Annotated in this window: 17 protein-coding genes, 10 tRNA genes, 1 other RNA gene and 1 pseudogene; 26 read left to right on the top strand and 3 right to left on the bottom strand. The window is 42.6% G+C overall.

Translation table 11 applies throughout. From position 1 onward, the window contains the following. Positions 1–96: 96 nt before the first annotated feature. The 10 genes from BQ7400_RS05430 to BQ7400_RS05385 all read left to right on the top strand — a co-directional run bounded on the left by BQ7400_RS05430 (position 97) and on the right by BQ7400_RS05385 (position 1,252). Positions 97–171: transfer RNA gene (locus tag BQ7400_RS05430), tRNA-Asn, on the top strand. Between the two features lie 3 nt (positions 172–174). Beyond that, positions 175–263, top strand: a tRNA-Leu gene (locus tag BQ7400_RS05425). A 6-nt stretch (positions 264–269) separates the two neighbouring features. Beyond that, positions 270–346: transfer RNA gene (locus tag BQ7400_RS05420), tRNA-Met, on the top strand. A 5-nt stretch (positions 347–351) separates the two neighbouring features. Then, positions 352–426: transfer RNA gene (locus BQ7400_RS05415), tRNA-Glu, on the top strand. 9 nt (positions 427–435) lie between these two features. Then, positions 436–511 (top strand) — tRNA-Val (locus BQ7400_RS05410). Positions 512–593: 82 nt separating this feature from the next. Next, positions 594–669: transfer RNA gene (locus BQ7400_RS05405), tRNA-Thr, on the top strand. A 5-nt stretch (positions 670–674) separates the two neighbouring features. After that, positions 675–760: transfer RNA gene (locus BQ7400_RS05400), tRNA-Tyr, on the top strand. A gap of 164 nt (positions 761–924) precedes the next feature. After that, a tRNA-Asp gene (locus BQ7400_RS05395) sits at positions 925–1,001 on the top strand. Between the two features lie 93 nt (positions 1,002–1,094). Further along, a tRNA-Gly gene (locus BQ7400_RS05390) sits at positions 1,095–1,169 on the top strand. 6 nt (positions 1,170–1,175) lie between these two features. After that, positions 1,176–1,252, top strand: a tRNA-Arg gene (locus BQ7400_RS05385). A gap of 439 nt (positions 1,253–1,691) precedes the next feature. On the opposite strand, the gene BQ7400_RS05380 is transcribed toward BQ7400_RS05385, so the two are convergent. Beyond that, complete coding sequence (locus BQ7400_RS05380; RefSeq protein ID WP_072469720.1) at positions 1,692–3,779, bottom strand: hypothetical protein; 2,088 nt, start codon at positions 3,777–3,779, stop codon at positions 1,692–1,694. A gap of 192 nt (positions 3,780–3,971) precedes the next feature. Between BQ7400_RS05380 and BQ7400_RS05375 the strand changes: the two genes are divergently transcribed. Both BQ7400_RS05375 and BQ7400_RS05370 read left to right on the top strand, forming a co-directional pair. Then, positions 3,972–4,226, top strand: coding sequence for an MLKL N-termimal domain-containing protein (locus BQ7400_RS05375; RefSeq protein ID WP_072469719.1), 255 nt, complete (start codon positions 3,972–3,974; stop codon positions 4,224–4,226). Between the two features lie 22 nt (positions 4,227–4,248). Further along, complete coding sequence (locus tag BQ7400_RS05370) at positions 4,249–4,689, top strand: hypothetical protein (protein WP_034440547.1); 441 nt, start codon at positions 4,249–4,251, stop codon at positions 4,687–4,689. A 63-nt stretch (positions 4,690–4,752) separates the two neighbouring features. On the opposite strand, the gene BQ7400_RS05365 is transcribed toward BQ7400_RS05370, so the two are convergent. Beyond that, positions 4,753–5,397 (bottom strand): 50S ribosomal protein L25, encoded by a 645-nt coding sequence (locus BQ7400_RS05365; RefSeq protein WP_072469718.1) that lies wholly within the window; start codon positions 5,395–5,397, stop codon positions 4,753–4,755. A gap of 180 nt (positions 5,398–5,577) precedes the next feature. Between BQ7400_RS05365 and BQ7400_RS05360 the strand changes: the two genes are divergently transcribed. Genes BQ7400_RS05360 through BQ7400_RS05340 form a run of 5 tightly spaced genes read left to right on the top strand, consistent with a single transcriptional unit; the run spans position 5,578 to position 9,426 of the window. Further along, positions 5,578–6,774, top strand: a complete 1,197-nt coding sequence (locus BQ7400_RS05360; protein WP_094230613.1) for a carboxylate--amine ligase — start codon at positions 5,578–5,580, stop codon at positions 6,772–6,774. Position 6,775: 1 nt separating this feature from the next. Continuing rightward, positions 6,776–7,888, top strand: a complete 1,113-nt coding sequence (locus BQ7400_RS05355; protein ID WP_072469716.1) for an FAD:protein FMN transferase — start codon at positions 6,776–6,778, stop codon at positions 7,886–7,888. Continuing rightward, positions 7,885–8,394 carry a hypothetical protein gene (locus tag BQ7400_RS05350; protein WP_034440551.1) on the top strand — a complete coding sequence of 170 codons (510 nt, stop codon included), beginning with the start codon at positions 7,885–7,887 and terminating at the stop codon, positions 8,392–8,394. The genes BQ7400_RS05355 and BQ7400_RS05350 overlap by 4 nt, the downstream gene beginning before the upstream one ends. Positions 8,395–8,411: 17 nt before the next feature. After that, complete coding sequence (locus BQ7400_RS05345) at positions 8,412–8,936, top strand: phosphatidylglycerophosphatase A family protein (RefSeq protein WP_072469715.1); 525 nt, start codon at positions 8,412–8,414, stop codon at positions 8,934–8,936. After that, on the top strand, positions 8,926–9,426 hold the full coding sequence (locus BQ7400_RS05340) for a QueT transporter family protein (RefSeq protein ID WP_034440553.1): 501 nt from the start codon (positions 8,926–8,928) through the stop codon (positions 9,424–9,426). The genes BQ7400_RS05345 and BQ7400_RS05340 overlap by 11 nt, the downstream gene beginning before the upstream one ends. A gap of 36 nt (positions 9,427–9,462) precedes the next feature. Here BQ7400_RS05340 and BQ7400_RS05335 read toward each other — a convergent pair whose 3' ends face one another. After that, complete coding sequence (locus BQ7400_RS05335) at positions 9,463–10,335, bottom strand: hypothetical protein (RefSeq protein WP_072469714.1); 873 nt, start codon at positions 10,333–10,335, stop codon at positions 9,463–9,465. 166 nt (positions 10,336–10,501) lie between these two features. Here BQ7400_RS05335 and rplM point away from each other — a divergent pair, with 166 nt between their 5' ends. The 9 genes and pseudogenes from rplM to BQ7400_RS10820 all read left to right on the top strand — a co-directional run. Further along, the gene (gene rplM / locus BQ7400_RS05330) at positions 10,502–10,930 is read left to right on the top strand and encodes a 50S ribosomal protein L13 (RefSeq protein ID WP_034440557.1); all 429 of its coding nucleotides are present in this window, start codon (positions 10,502–10,504) and stop codon (positions 10,928–10,930) included. Positions 10,931–10,944: 14 nt separating this feature from the next. Further along, positions 10,945–11,334, top strand: a complete 390-nt coding sequence (rpsI, locus tag BQ7400_RS05325) for a 30S ribosomal protein S9 (RefSeq protein WP_034440558.1) — start codon at positions 10,945–10,947, stop codon at positions 11,332–11,334. A 68-nt stretch (positions 11,335–11,402) separates the two neighbouring features. Beyond that, on the top strand, positions 11,403–11,672 hold the full coding sequence (locus BQ7400_RS05320) for an ACT domain-containing protein (RefSeq protein WP_034440559.1): 270 nt from the start codon (positions 11,403–11,405) through the stop codon (positions 11,670–11,672). Between the two features lie 9 nt (positions 11,673–11,681). After that, positions 11,682–13,037, top strand: a complete 1,356-nt coding sequence (locus tag BQ7400_RS05315; RefSeq protein WP_034440560.1) for a PFL family protein — start codon at positions 11,682–11,684, stop codon at positions 13,035–13,037. A gap of 46 nt (positions 13,038–13,083) precedes the next feature. Beyond that, complete coding sequence (locus BQ7400_RS05310) at positions 13,084–13,737, top strand: HAD family hydrolase (protein ID WP_072469713.1); 654 nt, start codon at positions 13,084–13,086, stop codon at positions 13,735–13,737. Continuing rightward, positions 13,734–14,330, top strand: a complete 597-nt coding sequence (locus tag BQ7400_RS05305) for a VanZ family protein (RefSeq protein WP_052099398.1) — start codon at positions 13,734–13,736, stop codon at positions 14,328–14,330. Before BQ7400_RS05310 ends, BQ7400_RS05305 begins: the two co-directional genes overlap by 4 nt. 49 nt (positions 14,331–14,379) lie before the next feature. Continuing rightward, positions 14,380–14,726: a transfer-messenger RNA gene (gene ssrA / locus BQ7400_RS05300) on the top strand. Positions 14,727–14,975: 249 nt separating this feature from the next. Continuing rightward, entirely contained in the window at positions 14,976–15,266 is a 291-nt protein-coding gene (locus BQ7400_RS05295; RefSeq protein ID WP_072469712.1) for an RNA methyltransferase, read from the top strand. Between the two features lie 357 nt (positions 15,267–15,623). After that, positions 15,624–16,573: pseudogene (locus BQ7400_RS10820) on the top strand (IS3 family transposase); the annotation flags it as partial. Positions 16,574–16,580: the final 7 nt, after the last annotated feature.

Raw genomic sequence — 16,580 nt, 5'->3', positions numbered from 1 at the left:
ATACTTGGTTGGCAACGACCTGGGAAAGTAGGATATTGCCGGACAAGCCGCAAGGCATGAAGAAGTGGCATAAGAAGTTTGCCAAGTGCCACATAATCTTAGGTAGCTCAATGGTGGAGCAACCGGCTGTTAACCGGTAGGTTGTGGGTTCGAGTCCCACCCTGAGAGCCACAAGCCGGGGTGGCGGAACAGGCAGACGCACAGGACTTAAAATCCTGCGGTGGTTAAACACCGTACCGGTTCGATTCCGGTCCTCGGCACCAGTGTGACGCGGGATGGAGCAGTCTGGTAGCTCGTCGGGCTCATAACCCGAAGGTCGAAGGTTCAAATCCTTCTCCCGCTACCATAAAAGGCCCCATGGTCAAGCGGTTAAGACATCGCCCTTTCACGGCGGTATCTCGGGTTCGAATCCCGATGGGGTCACCATAATTATTTGGGCGCATAGCTCAGCTGGGAGAGCATCTGCCTTACAAGCAGGGGGTCATAGGTTCGAGCCCTATTGCGCCCACCAAATAATACTGGATGGAAGTAGTCTTTAAGATCTTCTACCATCTAACCTACGGTTTGTCTGAGACAAGCAAACAATAACATAAGCTGGTGTAGCTCAATTGGTAGAGCAACTGACTTGTAATCAGTAGGTTAGGGGTTCAAGTCCTCCCACCAGCTCCAAACTTGGAGGAGTTCCCGAGTTGGCCAAAGGGGACGGACTGTAAATCCGTTAGCTCAGCTTTCAGTGGTTCGAATCCACTCTCCTCCACCATAATTTTTTAATTTATGCGGCCTGGTAGTTCTGCAGACAAATTCAGCCAATCGAAATCAAAGATTTCTCTTGGGAATTTGATTGCATCTGACCTACCAACGCTTCGAGCTTTGCTCTCATCGGGTTAGGTCATGAAGTTGGTCCCCAAAGAATATAATTTATGCGGCCTGGTAGTTCAGTTGGTTAGAATGCCAGCCTGTCACGCTGGAGGTCGTCGGTTCGAACCCGATCCAGGTCGCCACATTTTTTAAACCTTCACTATTTTTCAGTTTTACTTAAAAAACTCTTTACGAAAATCGAATACAATGGTATAATCTTATAGTATCCTATTTATGCGGAAGTGGCTCAGTGGTAGAGCATCGCCTTGCCAAGGCGAGGGTCGCGAGTTCGAATCTCGTCTTCCGCTCCATATTTTGTACCATTAGCTCAGCTGGATAGAGCGTTTGGCTACGGACCAAAAGGCCAGGGGTTCGAATCCTCTATGGTACGCCAAGGAAAACCCTGCAATCACTAGATTGTAGGGCTTTTTGTTATCTTTAATTTTAAGCTAAAGGCCTGTAAAATTGCCATAATTTTTTGTGGTAGGCTACAAGTAGACTACAGGTAGACCACAAGTAGACTACAGGTAGTACACAAATTTAAATATCTTCCACGGTAGAAATAGGTCTTTGTTTTCTTTGTAGGGATATACATAAGGGATTGTGGGGGCTATCCTATAAAGGCCAAGACAGGTTACATATATTTATTTTGAATCCTTCTTTCAAGCTGGCAATCCACTCTCCAGAAGGCAAGGGGAATGGTTTATTGGATTTTCACTCGAAAAGAAACCCTGCAAGATTTTCTTGCAGGGTTTTTATGAAGACGATAAAGGCTTTAGTTTATTTAGATTGTTTACGGGTTTGGGAGACTCCAGGGAGGATTCGAAAGTGACTTATTTCTTTAGAATTAAATAATCGCTGTATTCTTGCTCTACTAGATTTGCTTGCTTTAAATCATCTAGGGAGATGTATTTTTGCTTGTTCTTTTCAAAAGTTTTGTATTGGCTTAGGTTAATATTATCCAGGGTCTTTAAGGCCCGGACATCGATATATTCTTTGCCTTCTGCTTTTAAAATTGCCGATATAGGATAGTATTGGTTCCCAATGACAAGGCGTTTGGGGATGGGGACTTGTAAGAGTTTGTTGGCCAGAAGGATATCTTTTATTTCTTGGGGGTCATGGAGGGCAGTGGCATGGAGTCCTTCATATCTCTTATATAGGGCTTTTGGAAATTCGCCATTGTATTCAAGGTCTTCCTTGGCTTGGTCTGTAAAGACCTGGTTATAGAGGTTGTCGTATTTTTCCTTGGAGTTTTCAGCCGCTAATGGAATGTTTAAAAAAAGATTATTTTCAGGATCTTTTCCGTATCGATAGAGGCTTGGGAGGTAATTTGAAGCTTTGTTGGGATAGCTTGCAGTAGCCTTGATGTAGTCAGGATCATATTCGACAACTTTATAGCTTGAATCGACATAGTTTAATTGGCTGCCTTCTTTTTCATACAGGCCAATACAATAAGCAAAGCCTTGGTTATGGCCATCAGATCTTAAGATCAACAGGTAGTTTTTTCCATCCTTACGATAGATTCCTCCAGCTTGAAATTCTTCCAAGCCACCATCACCATTTGCATAGATAAAATCAGCTAGGGAGTAGGTTGATTTTTTTTCAGGATCGTAAGAAATGACCTTAACATGGTGTTGCCTGTTCTCAACATTCATAATGTTCAGCATATAGTTCATAATCACTTCAGGGTATCCATCTCCATCTAAGTCACAGATATAGGCTGTAAAGGCTTCCTTGCTTGGGTCATCTTCAACCTTATTAAGATTAGGGCAATGGGCCAGGGTATAAAGATGCTTTAAATAGGGCCTGAGGTAGGGAATATTTACATCTTGGCTTAAAGAGATATTGTAGGTGTAGAGTAAAAGATTGTTAAAGATGGTATATCTCAGTTTCTTTAATGCAGTCACTTGTTCATCAGGCCAGTTGTATCCTATATGGGGGTTGGTGGAGATTTTGGTCCAAGACTTGGACTCTTTCTTGGATAAATTCACCAGCTTATCCACTGGGACAACATTGTTTTCAAATTCTTCTTTGGATATTTCCTTGAAATCTTTATAGTAGGTGATATATCCCTGGTTTTGATCCAGGTTGATTGTGCCGATTCCCCAATGTTTAAATTGGCCTGGGTCATCACTTTCAGATGCTAGGCATATTTCTAGGACATAATCTTTATAGATGTAAAATTGACAAATGGCTGGATAAGTATCCTCGAAGGGGCCGGGATAGGCATAGTCTGTTAGTGAAAAGGCAAGAACTGTTTTTCCGTCAAAGTTTTTAAAATAGAGCTTATCTTCACCATCTTGAAAACCAGAACTTGCATTGAGATTCAATTCATAGCTTCCGCTTTTATCGATATAGCGGCCGATAAGATAGGGCCAGTCTCCTGCCGGAGTCAGGTTTCCTACTAGGTCATAGTTTTTAGCCCTTAAGTCATAAACGAACTCGTCTGTGGACTTGGAATCATAAAATTTGGGAACAAATAGATGTTCAAAGTTATAAGGGTCGTCTTTAAAGCTTTCCTCTTCAGGATATTTGTTATAGTTTTTAAGAGCTCCTAGATAGCCTGTTTCTTCTGCATTAAAGCGAACATCTGACTTGGCTTCTTCTTTTAAGAGGGGGTAAACTTTTTGATTGTTTTTTAAAACAAATTCATTGTACAAGTATTGCAGGCCCAGGTCGGGATCTTCCTGTTTATAGGCATTGTAGAGGGCCTTGTAGTAGTCTTCCCGGTCTTCTGTATTTGCCAGGATGTACAAGTCCTCAAGGGGCATCTTTTCTAGGCCCTTTTCAGCCTCTGCCTTTATGTCTTCATAGCTTTTAGCTTGGAAATCTTTGGAATCCAGGACAAGGACAAAATGATAGGCCAAAAAGGCCCCGCTGGCCAACAAGACCAGAAAAAAAGCAAATAAAATCTTCTTCATATAAAACGACCTCCTAAGATCATTATAAATGAAGTTCCTTTCTTTTGCTATGTTAAAAAGGCTAGATGGATTAGGGGGCCTAAAGTGGCTTGCTTCCGGTTAAATTCTTGTATTATAATAGCAGTAAGAAAAGGAGGGGAAGGGATGACAAAAAAAGGAGACAAGGAAGTCTTAAGGGCTTATTTACAATGAATGAGACCGGGAGCGGCGGGGTTTTACCTCCTGGCCATTGTTTTGGCTTTTTGTAAGCAAAAGGGCCTTCTCTTTACCTGGTCTTTTCTCTTTTTAGGTCTGGCAAGCTATATTCTCTACCAAGCTGAAAAGATGAGTAAAAATAAAGAGACTTTGACCCGGTTGGCCAGGAGGGTCAAGAAGGACCTGTTGGTCTATAGTGGCCTTTTTGCCCTTCTTTGGCTTGGTCTTATTCTTTATCTTTATCAAGGATAGGAGAGAAAGGAGATAAGATAGAATGACTCGTTTAAAAGAATTGAAAGAGGCAAGGATGGCAGGGCAAGAAGCTCTTGTTTGTTTAGACCAGGCCCTGGAGGCCTTAGAGTCGGCTTCTTCCTGGGGGATTTTTGATATTTTAGCTGGAGGATTTTTATCCAGCTACATCAAAAGAGGGAGGATTAAAAAGGCTAACCTGGCCCTTCAAGAAATGACCAAGGCAGTGGATTCCTTAAGAAGAGAATTGCAAGATGTCCAAATAGACCTTCCGGGCCAGGTGGCCGATAGTTGGCAGGATAATTTTTGGGACCTTTGGATGGACAATATCTTTACAGATTTTAGGGTCCAAGGGCAAATCAAAGATTCCATCTGGCAAGTTAGGGACTTTCGGGCCAAGCTCTTGGAGCTTATAGAGGAGCTGGACCGACAAATCCAGGCCTTGTCAGAAGAGGGAGAAAATTAAATTTAAGACAAAAAAAGGAGTATGTAGCTAGCTACATACTCCTTTTGCAAGAGGATTTCTTGCTTATTCGGCATCTTCTTCAGTTTCATCAACTGTTGGAACGTCAGCTGCATCAGCTGCTTCTTCTTCGCCTTCTTCAGGAAGAACTTCTTCACGAGGTTCTTGAAGGGTACATACGGCTTCTTCAAGGTCTGTGATAACGTCGATTCCTTCTTCATTGGCAACGTCCAAGTCTTTTACATAGAAGGCAGAGCCAATTTCCATGTTTTGTACATCCACTTCAGCTGCTGAGGGAAGGGATCCGGGAAGACATTCAACTTCAACTTCGTCTAAGTGTTGTAATAAAACAGAGGGTTGAGCGTGAATTTCATCACGGTTTAATAGGACAACCGGGATGGAAAGACGTAATTTTTCCTTCATGTTTACAGCATAGGCATCGAAGTGAAGAATGTGGTTCTTAAAGGGATGCATTTGAACTTCTTTGAAGAGAATTTTCTTGTTTTCACCATCAACATTTAGGTCTACTAAAGTAGATGTTCCTGCTTCAGCAACAACTTTTTGCAGGTCTTTTTCAACGGCTTGAATAGCTACTGATTCTTCTCCCTTGGTATAGAGAATACCGGGGATGGTTTTTTCTAAACGTAATTTATCGACATTGTTTTTGCCAACCTTGTCGCGTTTTGTTACATTTAATGTAATTTTTTCCATAGGTTATAACCTCCATATAATATTTATTCTATCGATAGGAATCAATAGTATATTATACACGATTTTAAATTAAATATCCAGTTTTTAAAGAAAAAAGCCAAGATTCCAAAGAGTCTTGGCTTTTTATTCCCTCAATTTCCCTCTTATGCTATAATGGAAAAGTATGAAAGGGAGGTAGAAATGGAATTTTTACCCATATTATTAGGAACAGATAATAACGCTTATGGTGTGGCTAGGTCCATCCATGAGGCTTATGGAATAAAGAGTTTGTGTATTGGTAAGGCCCACTTGTCCTATACGGCCCATTCAAAAATTGTCCGGCAAATTGTCCATCCCAAAATGGACAAGGATGAAATTTTTCTGGCCACCCTGCGGCAATTGGCGGAAAAGTACCGAAAAATTGATAAGATTTTGATTTCCTGTGGTGACGGCTATACTAAGTTGTTGACCAAGCACAAGGATGTTTTGGCCAAGGACTTTCTCTTCAACATCATTGATGCCGACAAGCAAGAGGCTCTGGAAAACAAGTTGGATTTTTATAAGATGTGCGAGACCTATGGCCTGCCCTATCCCAAGACCCTGGTAATTGACCGGGCCATGGTGGAAGAGGGTTTTGACAACCCCTTGACCTATCCCATTGCCTTAAAGGCCAATGATAGCATTGCCTATTTGGCCTTAAAGTTTGAAGGCAAGTACAAGGCTTATAAGATTAACAATGAAAAAGACCTTATGGAAACCTTGGAAAAAATCTACCGGGCCGGCTACCAAGGCCAGATGATTGCCCAGGACTTTATTCCTGGAGATTCCAGCCAGATGGCGGTTTTAAATGCCTATGTTAACACCAAGGGTCGGGTAACCATGATGTGTTTTGCCCAATGTCTTTTGGACGCGGTCTTGCCGGCAGAAATCGGCAACTACCATGCCCTGGTTACCATGGACGGGCAAGAAGTCTACCCGGTCTACAAGGACTTTTTGGAGGCTATTGACTACCGGGGCTTTGCCAATTTTGACCTGAAAAAAGACCCCAGAGATGGGATCTACAAGGTTTTTGAAATCAACATCCGCCAGGGCCGGTCTTCCTATTGTATGACGGCCGGGGGCTGTAATTTTATCACTTATTTAATTGAGGACCTTTTGGGGCACAAGGAGGAGGCCTGTCACTACCACAAAGACTCTGGCCTCTGGCTCTATGTAGACCCCTATGTTTTGAAAAAATACGTACCAGATTCCCTAAGACCCCTGGCCCTGGAAACCTTGAAAAAGGGCTATAGCTTTACGGAATGGTATAAGAAGGACCGGTCTTTGAAACGCTGGTTGGCTTGGATGCGCCACCGTCTATCCAGCATTAAGACCTATCGGATTTATAAGGAGGACTAGTATGAAAAAAATCATCCTTTTAGCAGCCTGCTTGGCCTGTCTTGTGGCCTGTCAGCCGACAAAAAAAGATATGTATACAGCCCAATATTACGACTTGTTTGACACAGTAACCAGCCTGAATATTCCGGCCAAGAGCCAGGAAGAGGCCCAGGAGCTTTCTGAAAAAATTCATGACAAGTTCTTATACTACCACAAGCTCTATGATGGCTACCACAATTATCCCGGTATGGATAATTTAAAAACCGTTAACGACCAGGCGGGAAAGAATCCTGTAAAGGTAGATGACGACCTCTTTAACCTCATTGAAGAATCCATTGACCGCTACCATACTAAGTCCAAGGAAGTCAACATTGCCATGGGGTCTGTCTTAAAGATTTGGAGCGACTACCGGGAAGGCTTCGAAGCAGGAGCGGACTTCCAAGACCAAGACCCCCACAAGGAACACAGCCAAGCCAAACTTCCCCCTATGGACCAATTAAAAGAAGCGGCCAAGCATACCGATATTGATAATGTTGTCTTAGATAAAGAGAAAAAGACGGTTTATTTGAAGGACCCCAAAATGGCCCTGGACCTGGGAGCGGTAGCCAAGGGCTATGCAACAGAAAAAATGGGACAGTACCTTCAAAAAGAATTAAAGATGGACAGTGCCCTTATTAGCGCCGGCGGCAATGTCCGCCTAGTGGGACAGCCTCTAGAAAAAGATCGGAAGACCTTTGTCATTGGCATCCAAAACCCCGATGTCTTATCGGAAGACACCCAGGGGTCCAATGTCCTGGACACCATTAAAATCAACGACGCCTCAGTGGTTACTTCCGGAGACTACCAACGCTATTACATTGTCAATGGAAAGAGATACCACCATTTAATTGATCCCAAGACCCTGATGCCGGGGGACTACTTCCGGGCCGTAACCATTGTTACCAAGGATTCTGGCTACGCCGACTTTTTGTCCACGACGGTCTTTTTAATGCCCTATGAAGAAGGGCGGAAGTTTGTGGACAGTCTGGACGGGGTAGAAGCCTACTGGGTTATGAAGGATGGCCAAATCCGTTATACAGATGGAATGGACCCCTTCTTGACCTACCACAGACAAAGCACTGAGGAGGCAGAATGATTAAGAATAATGTTTTTAGCCTGATCTACCAGGGGATATTGAGCCTTTTATTTTTTCTTCTCATCTGGTTTACCAAGGACAATGAAATTTTTCTTCGCTTCCTCTTTGGGACCTTTGCCGGAAAAATTTTAATTGGCCTTTTGGTCCTGGCCCTGTACCAAGTCTTGGGCCGTCTCTTGTGGACCCGGGGCCTGGTGGATATTTTCACCTCCAGTCTGGCCCTGGTCCTTTTGGGAGGGGCCTGCCTGGTCCTGGCCTATTCCGGCCTGGAGGGGCAAAATTTTGCCATGGAGCCGGCCCAAAGCCTGCGAAACCTACCCTACACCCTGGTTACCATGCCCTATTTAACCATTCTTAAGATGTGTCGGATTCCCATGGACCTGGTGACTGCTATCGTGGGCATTTTCTTTGGACCGGTTTTATTTTCCATTTCCCAGGGACTCTATTGGATCCACAGAAAAAGAAGAAAGAAAAGCAACCCCCGGACCCAAGAGGCACAAGCCTAAAGCAAAGGAGCTTACCAATGTATAATTACGATATGGAAGAACTCTACCAATTAACAGTAGAAAGACTCAAGGAAAAAGGCGTTGAATTAGAAGCTATTGCAGAAATCACCTACCTTTTACAAAAAGACTACCAAGAAGACCTAACCATGGAAAAATGTCTCAGCCACTTAAGCAAGGTCATGCACAAGAGGGAGATTATCCATGCCGTTTTAACCGGCCTATCCATTGACGAAATGGCCGAAAAGAACCTGTTTAAAGAGCCCCTCCAAAGCATTATTGCCAACGATGAGGGACTTTATGGGATTGATGAAATCCTGCCCCTATCCATTGTCAATGTTTACGGGTCCATTGGCCTGACCAATTTTGGCTACTTGGACAAGAAAAAAATTGGCATCATCAAAGAACTCGATGAAAGAAAGGGCAGGGAAGTTACTACCTTTACAGACGACCTAGTGGCCGCCTTGGCAGCAGCCACTGCATCTAGACTAGCCCATGAACAAGGATACATTAAAGACCGGGAGGACTCAGAAGATGAAAAATAATACAACAGACATCATTATAAAAAATGCCATTATCGCAGCGGCCTACATGGCCCTAACCTATATATTTGCCAGCGTTAGCTATGGGATTATCCAGTTTCGGGTTTCAGAAGTCCTGAACCTTTTAATTTGGTACAATCCCCTCTATATGCCCGGAGTGGTCTTGGGATGTGCCATTGCCAACCTGGCCAGCCCCTTTGGGGTCATAGACATTGTAGTGGGAACCCTCCACACCTTGGTTTCCCTCTACGCCATGAGTAAGATCAACAACCGGATTTTAGCCAGCACGATGCCAGCCTTTTTCTCCTTTATTATCGGCCTAGAAGTGGCCTACCTGGAAGGCATGGCTGTCTTTATTCCCACAACCCTTTCTGTATTTTTATCAGAACTCGTGATTTGTAGCCTGGTGAGCCTGCCTCTTTACAGGACCCTGGAAGAAAATTCCTACATCCGGGCCAATGTCTTTTCCTACCGTCTATCCACTCGAAAGTAAGAAAAAGCTTGTTCGTAGAGATGCGAACAAGCTTTTTTATGCCAAGACGTCATGGCCCATAAAGAGTTGCTCCATGACTTGGGGGGACATGATTTGGATATGTTCCTTCTTTAAAATGGCCCGGTCTTCTGGACTGAGATTGCCCTTATCCGTAAGTAAGACCTTGTTGGGAGCTCCCTCGAGCCGGTGGATAATCCGATTTCTGGCATTTTCTGTCAGAGTAACTCCATCAGGCAGGGTCTTTAATTCAACAGAATAAACCCGCTTGCCCTTTTGAGCGGTAAAGTCAAAGGCCGTTTTTTCATGGAAGGTGACCTTGTAGCCAGCCTTTTTGAAACTCATGGCGGCGATTTGAGCATGGGCATATTCTTTTTCCATCTGTTCCAGGGCCTTTAAAAGACCGGCAGGACGGATCTTGATAATGGCCGTACAGGAGTTGTTACTACTGGCGGCATTCATGGTGGAAAAGTCAAAACAAATTAAGACATCCCCAATGACATTAAAAATTCCGTGGGCGATGGCATTGCGGATGTGCCGGAGCATGGCGGCAGTTTTGGTTTCATTATCTCCTTGGGTCAGGAGCATTTTCTGACAGGAGGGGTTGATTTTGCCCTTGTAGTAGGCCACCATTTCCTCAGGAATCTTCTGGCCAATATAGACATCCCTGGGTCCCATCTTCATTTGTTTTAGCATTTGCTCAAAGATATAGTCGTCAAAAACAGCCTTTTCTATGTAGGGGTTTGTTTTAGACTGGAGGCTATTGATATTTGGGACATACCAAAGGAGGTATTCGATGGCTTCAGTCATTTCAGGACTGAGCTGGAGGGGACGGGTTTGGTGGAAAAGTTTGTAGTCAAGAATGGGTCCTCCAGGGCATTGGGGGATAAAATCTTCATAGGAATAATTCATAGGCTCTCCTTTCTCCTTAGACTATATATATCCGGAGAAAATTTCTTTAATCAGGAAATAAATTTTCTTGGGAAGCCTTGACATTTACAAGAATATTGTTTAAAATATCTGTTAGTGTTTTAAAGCCCCGGAAATATTTATAACACTAAAATTGAAGGAGGCCAACATGAAAAGCTATCTTGCAAAAGAAAAAGAAGTTGAACGTAAGTGGTACGTAATCGATGCTGAAGACAAAGTACTTGGCCGTCTCGCATCTGAAGTAGCAAGTATCCTAAGAGGAAAGAAAAAACCAATCTATACACCAAATGTGGACACTGGTGATTATGTGATTGTTATCAATGCCGATAAAATTCGCTTAACTGGAAAGAAATGGGAACAAAAACAACACGTTTACCATACTGGATATCCAGGAGGACGTCGTGAAGTATCCTATAAAGAAATTTTAGAAAAACATCCTGAACGTATTGTACAATACGCTGTAAAAGGGATGATGCCTAAAAACAGTCTTGGTCGTCGAATGCTTCGTAAGTTAAAAGTTTATGCAGGAAGTGAGCATATGCATGAAGCTCAAACACCTGAAACTTATGAATTTTAAGGGAGGAGTAGCTCATGGCAGAACAATATAGAGGAACAGGTCGTCGCAAAACTTCCATTGCTCAAGTTCGCATAACTCAAGGCTCTGGAAAGTTTACGATTAATAAAAAAGACATTGATGAATATCTAGATTTAGAAACGCTAAAGATGGTTGCAAAGGCTCCATTGGAAGTAACTGATTTAGAAGGAAGTCTTGATGTAATTGTTAAAGTTGTTGGTGGTGGATTCACAGGCCAAGCTGGAGCGATTCGTCAAGGTTTATCTCGCGCTTTAGTGGAAATGGATGGAGAACTTCGTCCTGCCCTTAAAAAAGCCGGCTTCTTAACTCGTGACCCTCGTATGAAGGAACGTAAGAAATACGGTTTAAAAAAGGCAAGAAAAGCGCCCCAATTTTCCAAGAGATAGGATGCAAAGCTTCGGTTTTCCGAAGCTTTTTTTATACATAAATTTCAAGGATAAAAGAAGGAGGAAGTATGAAGGCAGTCATTACAGTGGTAGGAAAAGATCAAATTGGAATTGTCCATGCGGCAACAGGCCTATTGGCAGACTATCATTTAAACATCATCGATATCAACCAAACCCTTATGGACGATTATTTTACCATGATTATGTTGGTGGACCTAAGTCAATGTAGGGTGGATTTTGACGAAGTCTTGACAGGCTTTGACGCCTTGGGGGAAAAGATGGGCTTAAAAATTCGCGTCCAACACGAAGACATCTTTACCGCCATGCACCAAATTTAGGAGGCAAGCATGAACCAATCCAATATACTTGAAACCATCCGGATGCTGGACCAAGAAAAGCTGGATATTCGAACTGTAACCATGGGAATTTCTCTCCTAGATTGCATTGATGGAGATGCCAAAATTAGCCAAGGGAAGATCTATGACAAGATGATGGGCTATTGTGCCCACCTGGTGGACCATGCAGAAAAGGTCAGCCGGAAGTATGGGATTTCTATTATCAACAAACGCCTTAGCGTGACACCTATGAGTCTTGTGGTGGCCCAAAGCAACCAGGACCAGTGTGTGGACTTTGCCAAGACCCTGGACCGGGTGGCCCAAGAAAGTGGCATTGACTTTGTTGGGGGCTATTCGGCCCTGGTTCAATCGGCCATGACCCAAACAGACCGGACCTTCATCGACTCCATTCCCCAAGCCCTGGCAGAAACCAACAAGGTTTGCTCCTCGGTGAATTTGGCTTCTTCTAAAACAGGCATCAATATGGATGCGGTAAAGAAGATGGGGGAAGTGATTAAAGAGGCAGCGGAAAAGACCAAAGACCAAGACTCCATTGCCTGTGCCAAGTTGGTGGTCTTTTGCAACGGAGTAGAAGACAATCCCTTTATGGCCGGGGCCTACCATGGACCAGGCCTGGGAGATGCCTGCATCCATGTGGGAGTGAGCGGACCCGGGGTTGTCAAGTCGGCCCTGGAAAAGGTCCAAGGGGAATCCTTTGAAGAGGTCAGTGAGTGTATTAAAAAGACGGCCTTTAAGATGACCCGGATAGGTCAATTAATTGGGATGGAAGTGGCCAAGAGTTTGGAAATTGCCTTTGGGAGCATTGACCTTTCTCTGGCGCCGACTCCCGCCATTGGAGATTCTGTGGCCCGGATTTTGGAAGAAATTGGTCTGACCTCTGTGGGCTTTCATGGAACCACAGCAGCCTTGGCCATGTTAAATGATGCAGTGAAAAAGGGTGGTATCATGGCATCTTCTCATGTAGGGGGGCTTTCAGGAGCCTTTATCCCCGTATCGGAAGATGAGGGAATGATTGCTGCAGCCAAGGATGGAATCCTGACTTTTGACAAGTTGGAAGCCATGACTTCAGTTTGCTCTGTGGGGCTGGATATGATTGCCCTGCCAGGGGACACCACAGCAGCCACCCTGTCAGGAATTATTGCCGATGAAGCAGCTATTGGGATGATAAACCACAAGACCACAGCAGTTCGTTTGATTCCCGTTGTGGGTAAGGGCCTGGGTGATGTGGCAAACTTTGGTGGCCTTTTGGGCTATGCTCCAATTTTACCAGTCCACCAAGGATCTTGCGAAAAGATGGTTAACCGGGGCGGCTTTATCCCAGCTCCCATTACAGCCTTTAAGAACTAGGAAAGACGGAAACTCCCAGGTAAGGAAGAAAAGAAAGGAATAGGGAATGATAAAGACAATTGTATTTGATTTTGACGGCACCCTAATGGATTCCATGGGCATGTGGCATTCCTTAATGGGAGACTACTTAAAGAGCAAGGGAGTCATCTTGACAGAGGATCTGGAACAAATGGTGGTGACCACAGGTTTTGTCAAGGGCATGGAAAAACTTAATGAAATCTACCATTTTGAAGAGAGCCCCCAGGACCTCTTAGACGATATAGGCCATATCATTATCGACAACTACCTCCACCATGTGGACAAGAAGCCCTATGTAGATGAGACCCTGGCCTTTTGTCGGGACCAAGGCTACGATTTGGCCCTGGCTTCGGCAACCTCGTCAGACTATTTAGGCCAGGTTTTGGAAAAAAGAGGCCTGGACCATTTTTTCAAGCTGGTTCAAACCTGTGATATGGTGGATTTAGCCAAAAAGGACGAGGCCTTCTACCATGTCTTGGCAGAAAGATTGGGAAGAGAACCTGAAGAAATCCTCTTTGTAGACGATGCTCCCTATGCTCTTGAAACAGCTCAAGGGGTGGGAATCCGTGTTGTGGCCGTCTATGACCATGAATCCAAGGACCTTTGGGACAAGGGGCGCTTTGATAAGTTTGAGTCCATTCGAGACTTAGGCGAACTCCAGGGCCTGGTTGAAAAACGATGACTTATTTTATCTTAACCCGGCTTTTACCCACCTTTATCCTGACCTTTTTTGCCTTTGCCTTGATTCGGACCCAGGTTTTTGGATCCCTTAAAAAAAAGAGCTTCTTTCAAAGAGAGTTGGCCCTGTATCTTTTTGCCGCCTATGTCATGACCTGCCTGGTAAGCGTCTTGACTCCCGGTACCAGCCTGGAAAGCCAGGGGATTGCTGTTGGTGGGGAACAAGGGGGGCTGGTTAACACAGCCCTGGCCCGGATTCAAACCGGCCAGGGGATTAACTTAAAGCCCTTTTATACTATTTTCAACTTCCAGCGCTATTCAGGGGGCCTGGCATCTTTTTTAAATCTTTGGGGGAATATCCTGCTCTTTATCCCCTATGCCTTTGGTCTTTTGCTTTTATTTAAGCGTTTTAGGAGCTTTAAGTCTTTTTTGGGCCTTATCCTGGGAACGACCCTGTCTATTGAAGTCCTACAACTTTTTGTCAACCGGAGCGTGGACATTGACGATCTCATCTTAAATCTTTTAGGAGCCCTGATAGGCTACTTGATCTATCGAGGACTGGACAAAGTTTTGGCCTTGAAACGATTTGCTCGCTAGGTCAATTGCAAGTTTTCCTTGGATGGTGTATAATAAACTTTCCAAACAAGGGGATGAAATTGGCTTCGACGGGGATTTGGAATTCAGGTAAGCAAGCCGCCATTGATTCTCGGCGTAAAACGGATCACAAACAATAAACGACGAAAATAATTTCGCACTAGCTGCATAAAATAAGTCAGCTGCGGCCCTTAGCCTTCCCACAGGTTAACCAGCCGTTCATTTAGTGGGACACGAAGCTCTGTAAGGTTCCATAGCAGAGGGGGTATTTATGGGACTAGACCTGCCCGGTTTTGTTCATGAGACCGGTCGGGTGACCTAAACAACCATGGACTGAGCTTGGAGAAAGCCTTTAGGAAGACTTCTCGGACGCGAGTTCGACTCTCGCCATCTCCACCAAATAAGGAAGCATATTTTGATAGAATAATATGCTTCCTTTTTCATTGCCGAAAAACCTTGATTTCAAGGGATTTAAGCATTTTAAGGCATAAAGCAGTCCGCCCCGGAGTCGTTCCCGGGGCGGGGTTTTCACATTTTCTGCGGCCCGTTCGAACGGATCTAAATGTAAAGGTTTGCTTTGTGGGTAAAGGTCAACTTTATTTTATAAATATCTTTCCATAGACAATGCATGTGGAGACGGTAGCTCTGTTGTCCAAACTAAATATAGAATATCATTTAGATATAGAAATAGGGGAAGATGAATTATCTGAAATTGACTTTTCAAAAGACGCAACTTATGGAGAAATTAAAAAGTATGTGTTAGATAAATACGGACTAAAAGTTTCAAGCCTATATATTGCACAAATAAAAAGGAAACATGGTCTAATAGAGAGAGAAAATTATAATTTTAGTAAGAAAGAAAATCAAAGAGTGCCAAATTGCCCAGAAGAAAAAGAAAAAGCAATCGAAGATGCTTTAGAGCATTTTGGAATGATTTAAATAATATCTAAGATTGAAAATTTTAAAATTAAGACTTAAAAACTTTAAGATTAAAAAGATATGTACTTCTTATATAACCTAAGAAGATTAATTGAAAATCAGGGGAACGATGATGGTAAAATAAAAAATTTTAACAACTAAAGAAGAATTAGGCATTAATGCCAAAGAGGTTTTTATGAAGTTAAAAATACTGAAAAAGACTTGTTAGAATTGAAAATTTTAGATCATTGTGCAGGGTTTCGTGTCATAATAGTGATAGAGGCAAATAGTTATGTAAATATAAAGAGTTCAAGACTTCTACCAAAGTTTAAAACTCAAAAAATAAATAGTTGGTGTGCTGCTTAGAGTAACCATTTTGATAATGTGGATGCGAAACAAAAAGAGATAATCAGACTTCGTAAAAAATTGAAACAGGTTGAAATGGAGAATGATATTTTAAAGCTAGCTGCACTACTGTTAGGCAAAAAATAGACCTCATTATCTCGAACCGAGATAAATATAGCATTAGTGCAATGTGTAGACTACTTGGGGTCACAAGAAGTTTAGTCTATTATCATTTGAACAAAGAAAAAGATGTGAAATTAGATGAAGATGAAAAACTAATAGAAGAAATAAAAGAAATATTCAGAAGAAGTAGAAACAACTATGGAACACGCAAAATAAAAAAAGAACTAGGGAAAATTGAATATAAAATATCGAGAAGAAAAATAGGCCGAATAATGAAGAAAAATGGCCTAGTCTCAAACTATACAGTAGCACAATATAAAGTAATAAGATCCAAATGCAACGAAGAAGACATCCCTAACCTTTTAAATAGATAATTTGACAATAGAGACTATTTAGAAGCAATAGTAAGCGACCTAACATATGTAAGAGTAGGAAAAACATGGAATTATATATGTTTAATAATAGACTTAAACAGCCGTGAAATAATAGGATACTCATCAGGTAAAAACAAAGATGCAAATCTAGTAGCAGAAGCATTTTACTCAATAAGGCAGCCACTAAATCGTATAAAAATATTTCACACAGACAGAGAAAGAGAATTTAAAAATATAAAAATAGAAGAAATATTAAAGGTATTTGGGATAAAAAGATCGCTAAGTAAAAAAGGAAGCCCATATGATAACGCAGTAAGCGAAGCAGTCAATAAAGTAATGAAGACAGAATTCATATATCAGGAGAACTTTACTAATTTCCAAGAACTTAATCTAAAATTAGCAGAATACGTATATTGGTATAATAACCTAAGAATTCATGGATCTTTAGGATATAAAACACCAGTAGAATATAGAAAAGCAGAATAAAAAGCTC

The organism is Urinicoccus massiliensis (assembly GCF_900120405.1).
In the GTDB taxonomy this organism is placed as follows: Bacteria; Bacillota; Clostridia; order Tissierellales; family Peptoniphilaceae; genus Urinicoccus; species Urinicoccus massiliensis.
This window is presented reverse-complemented; position numbering and strand designations above follow the sequence as displayed.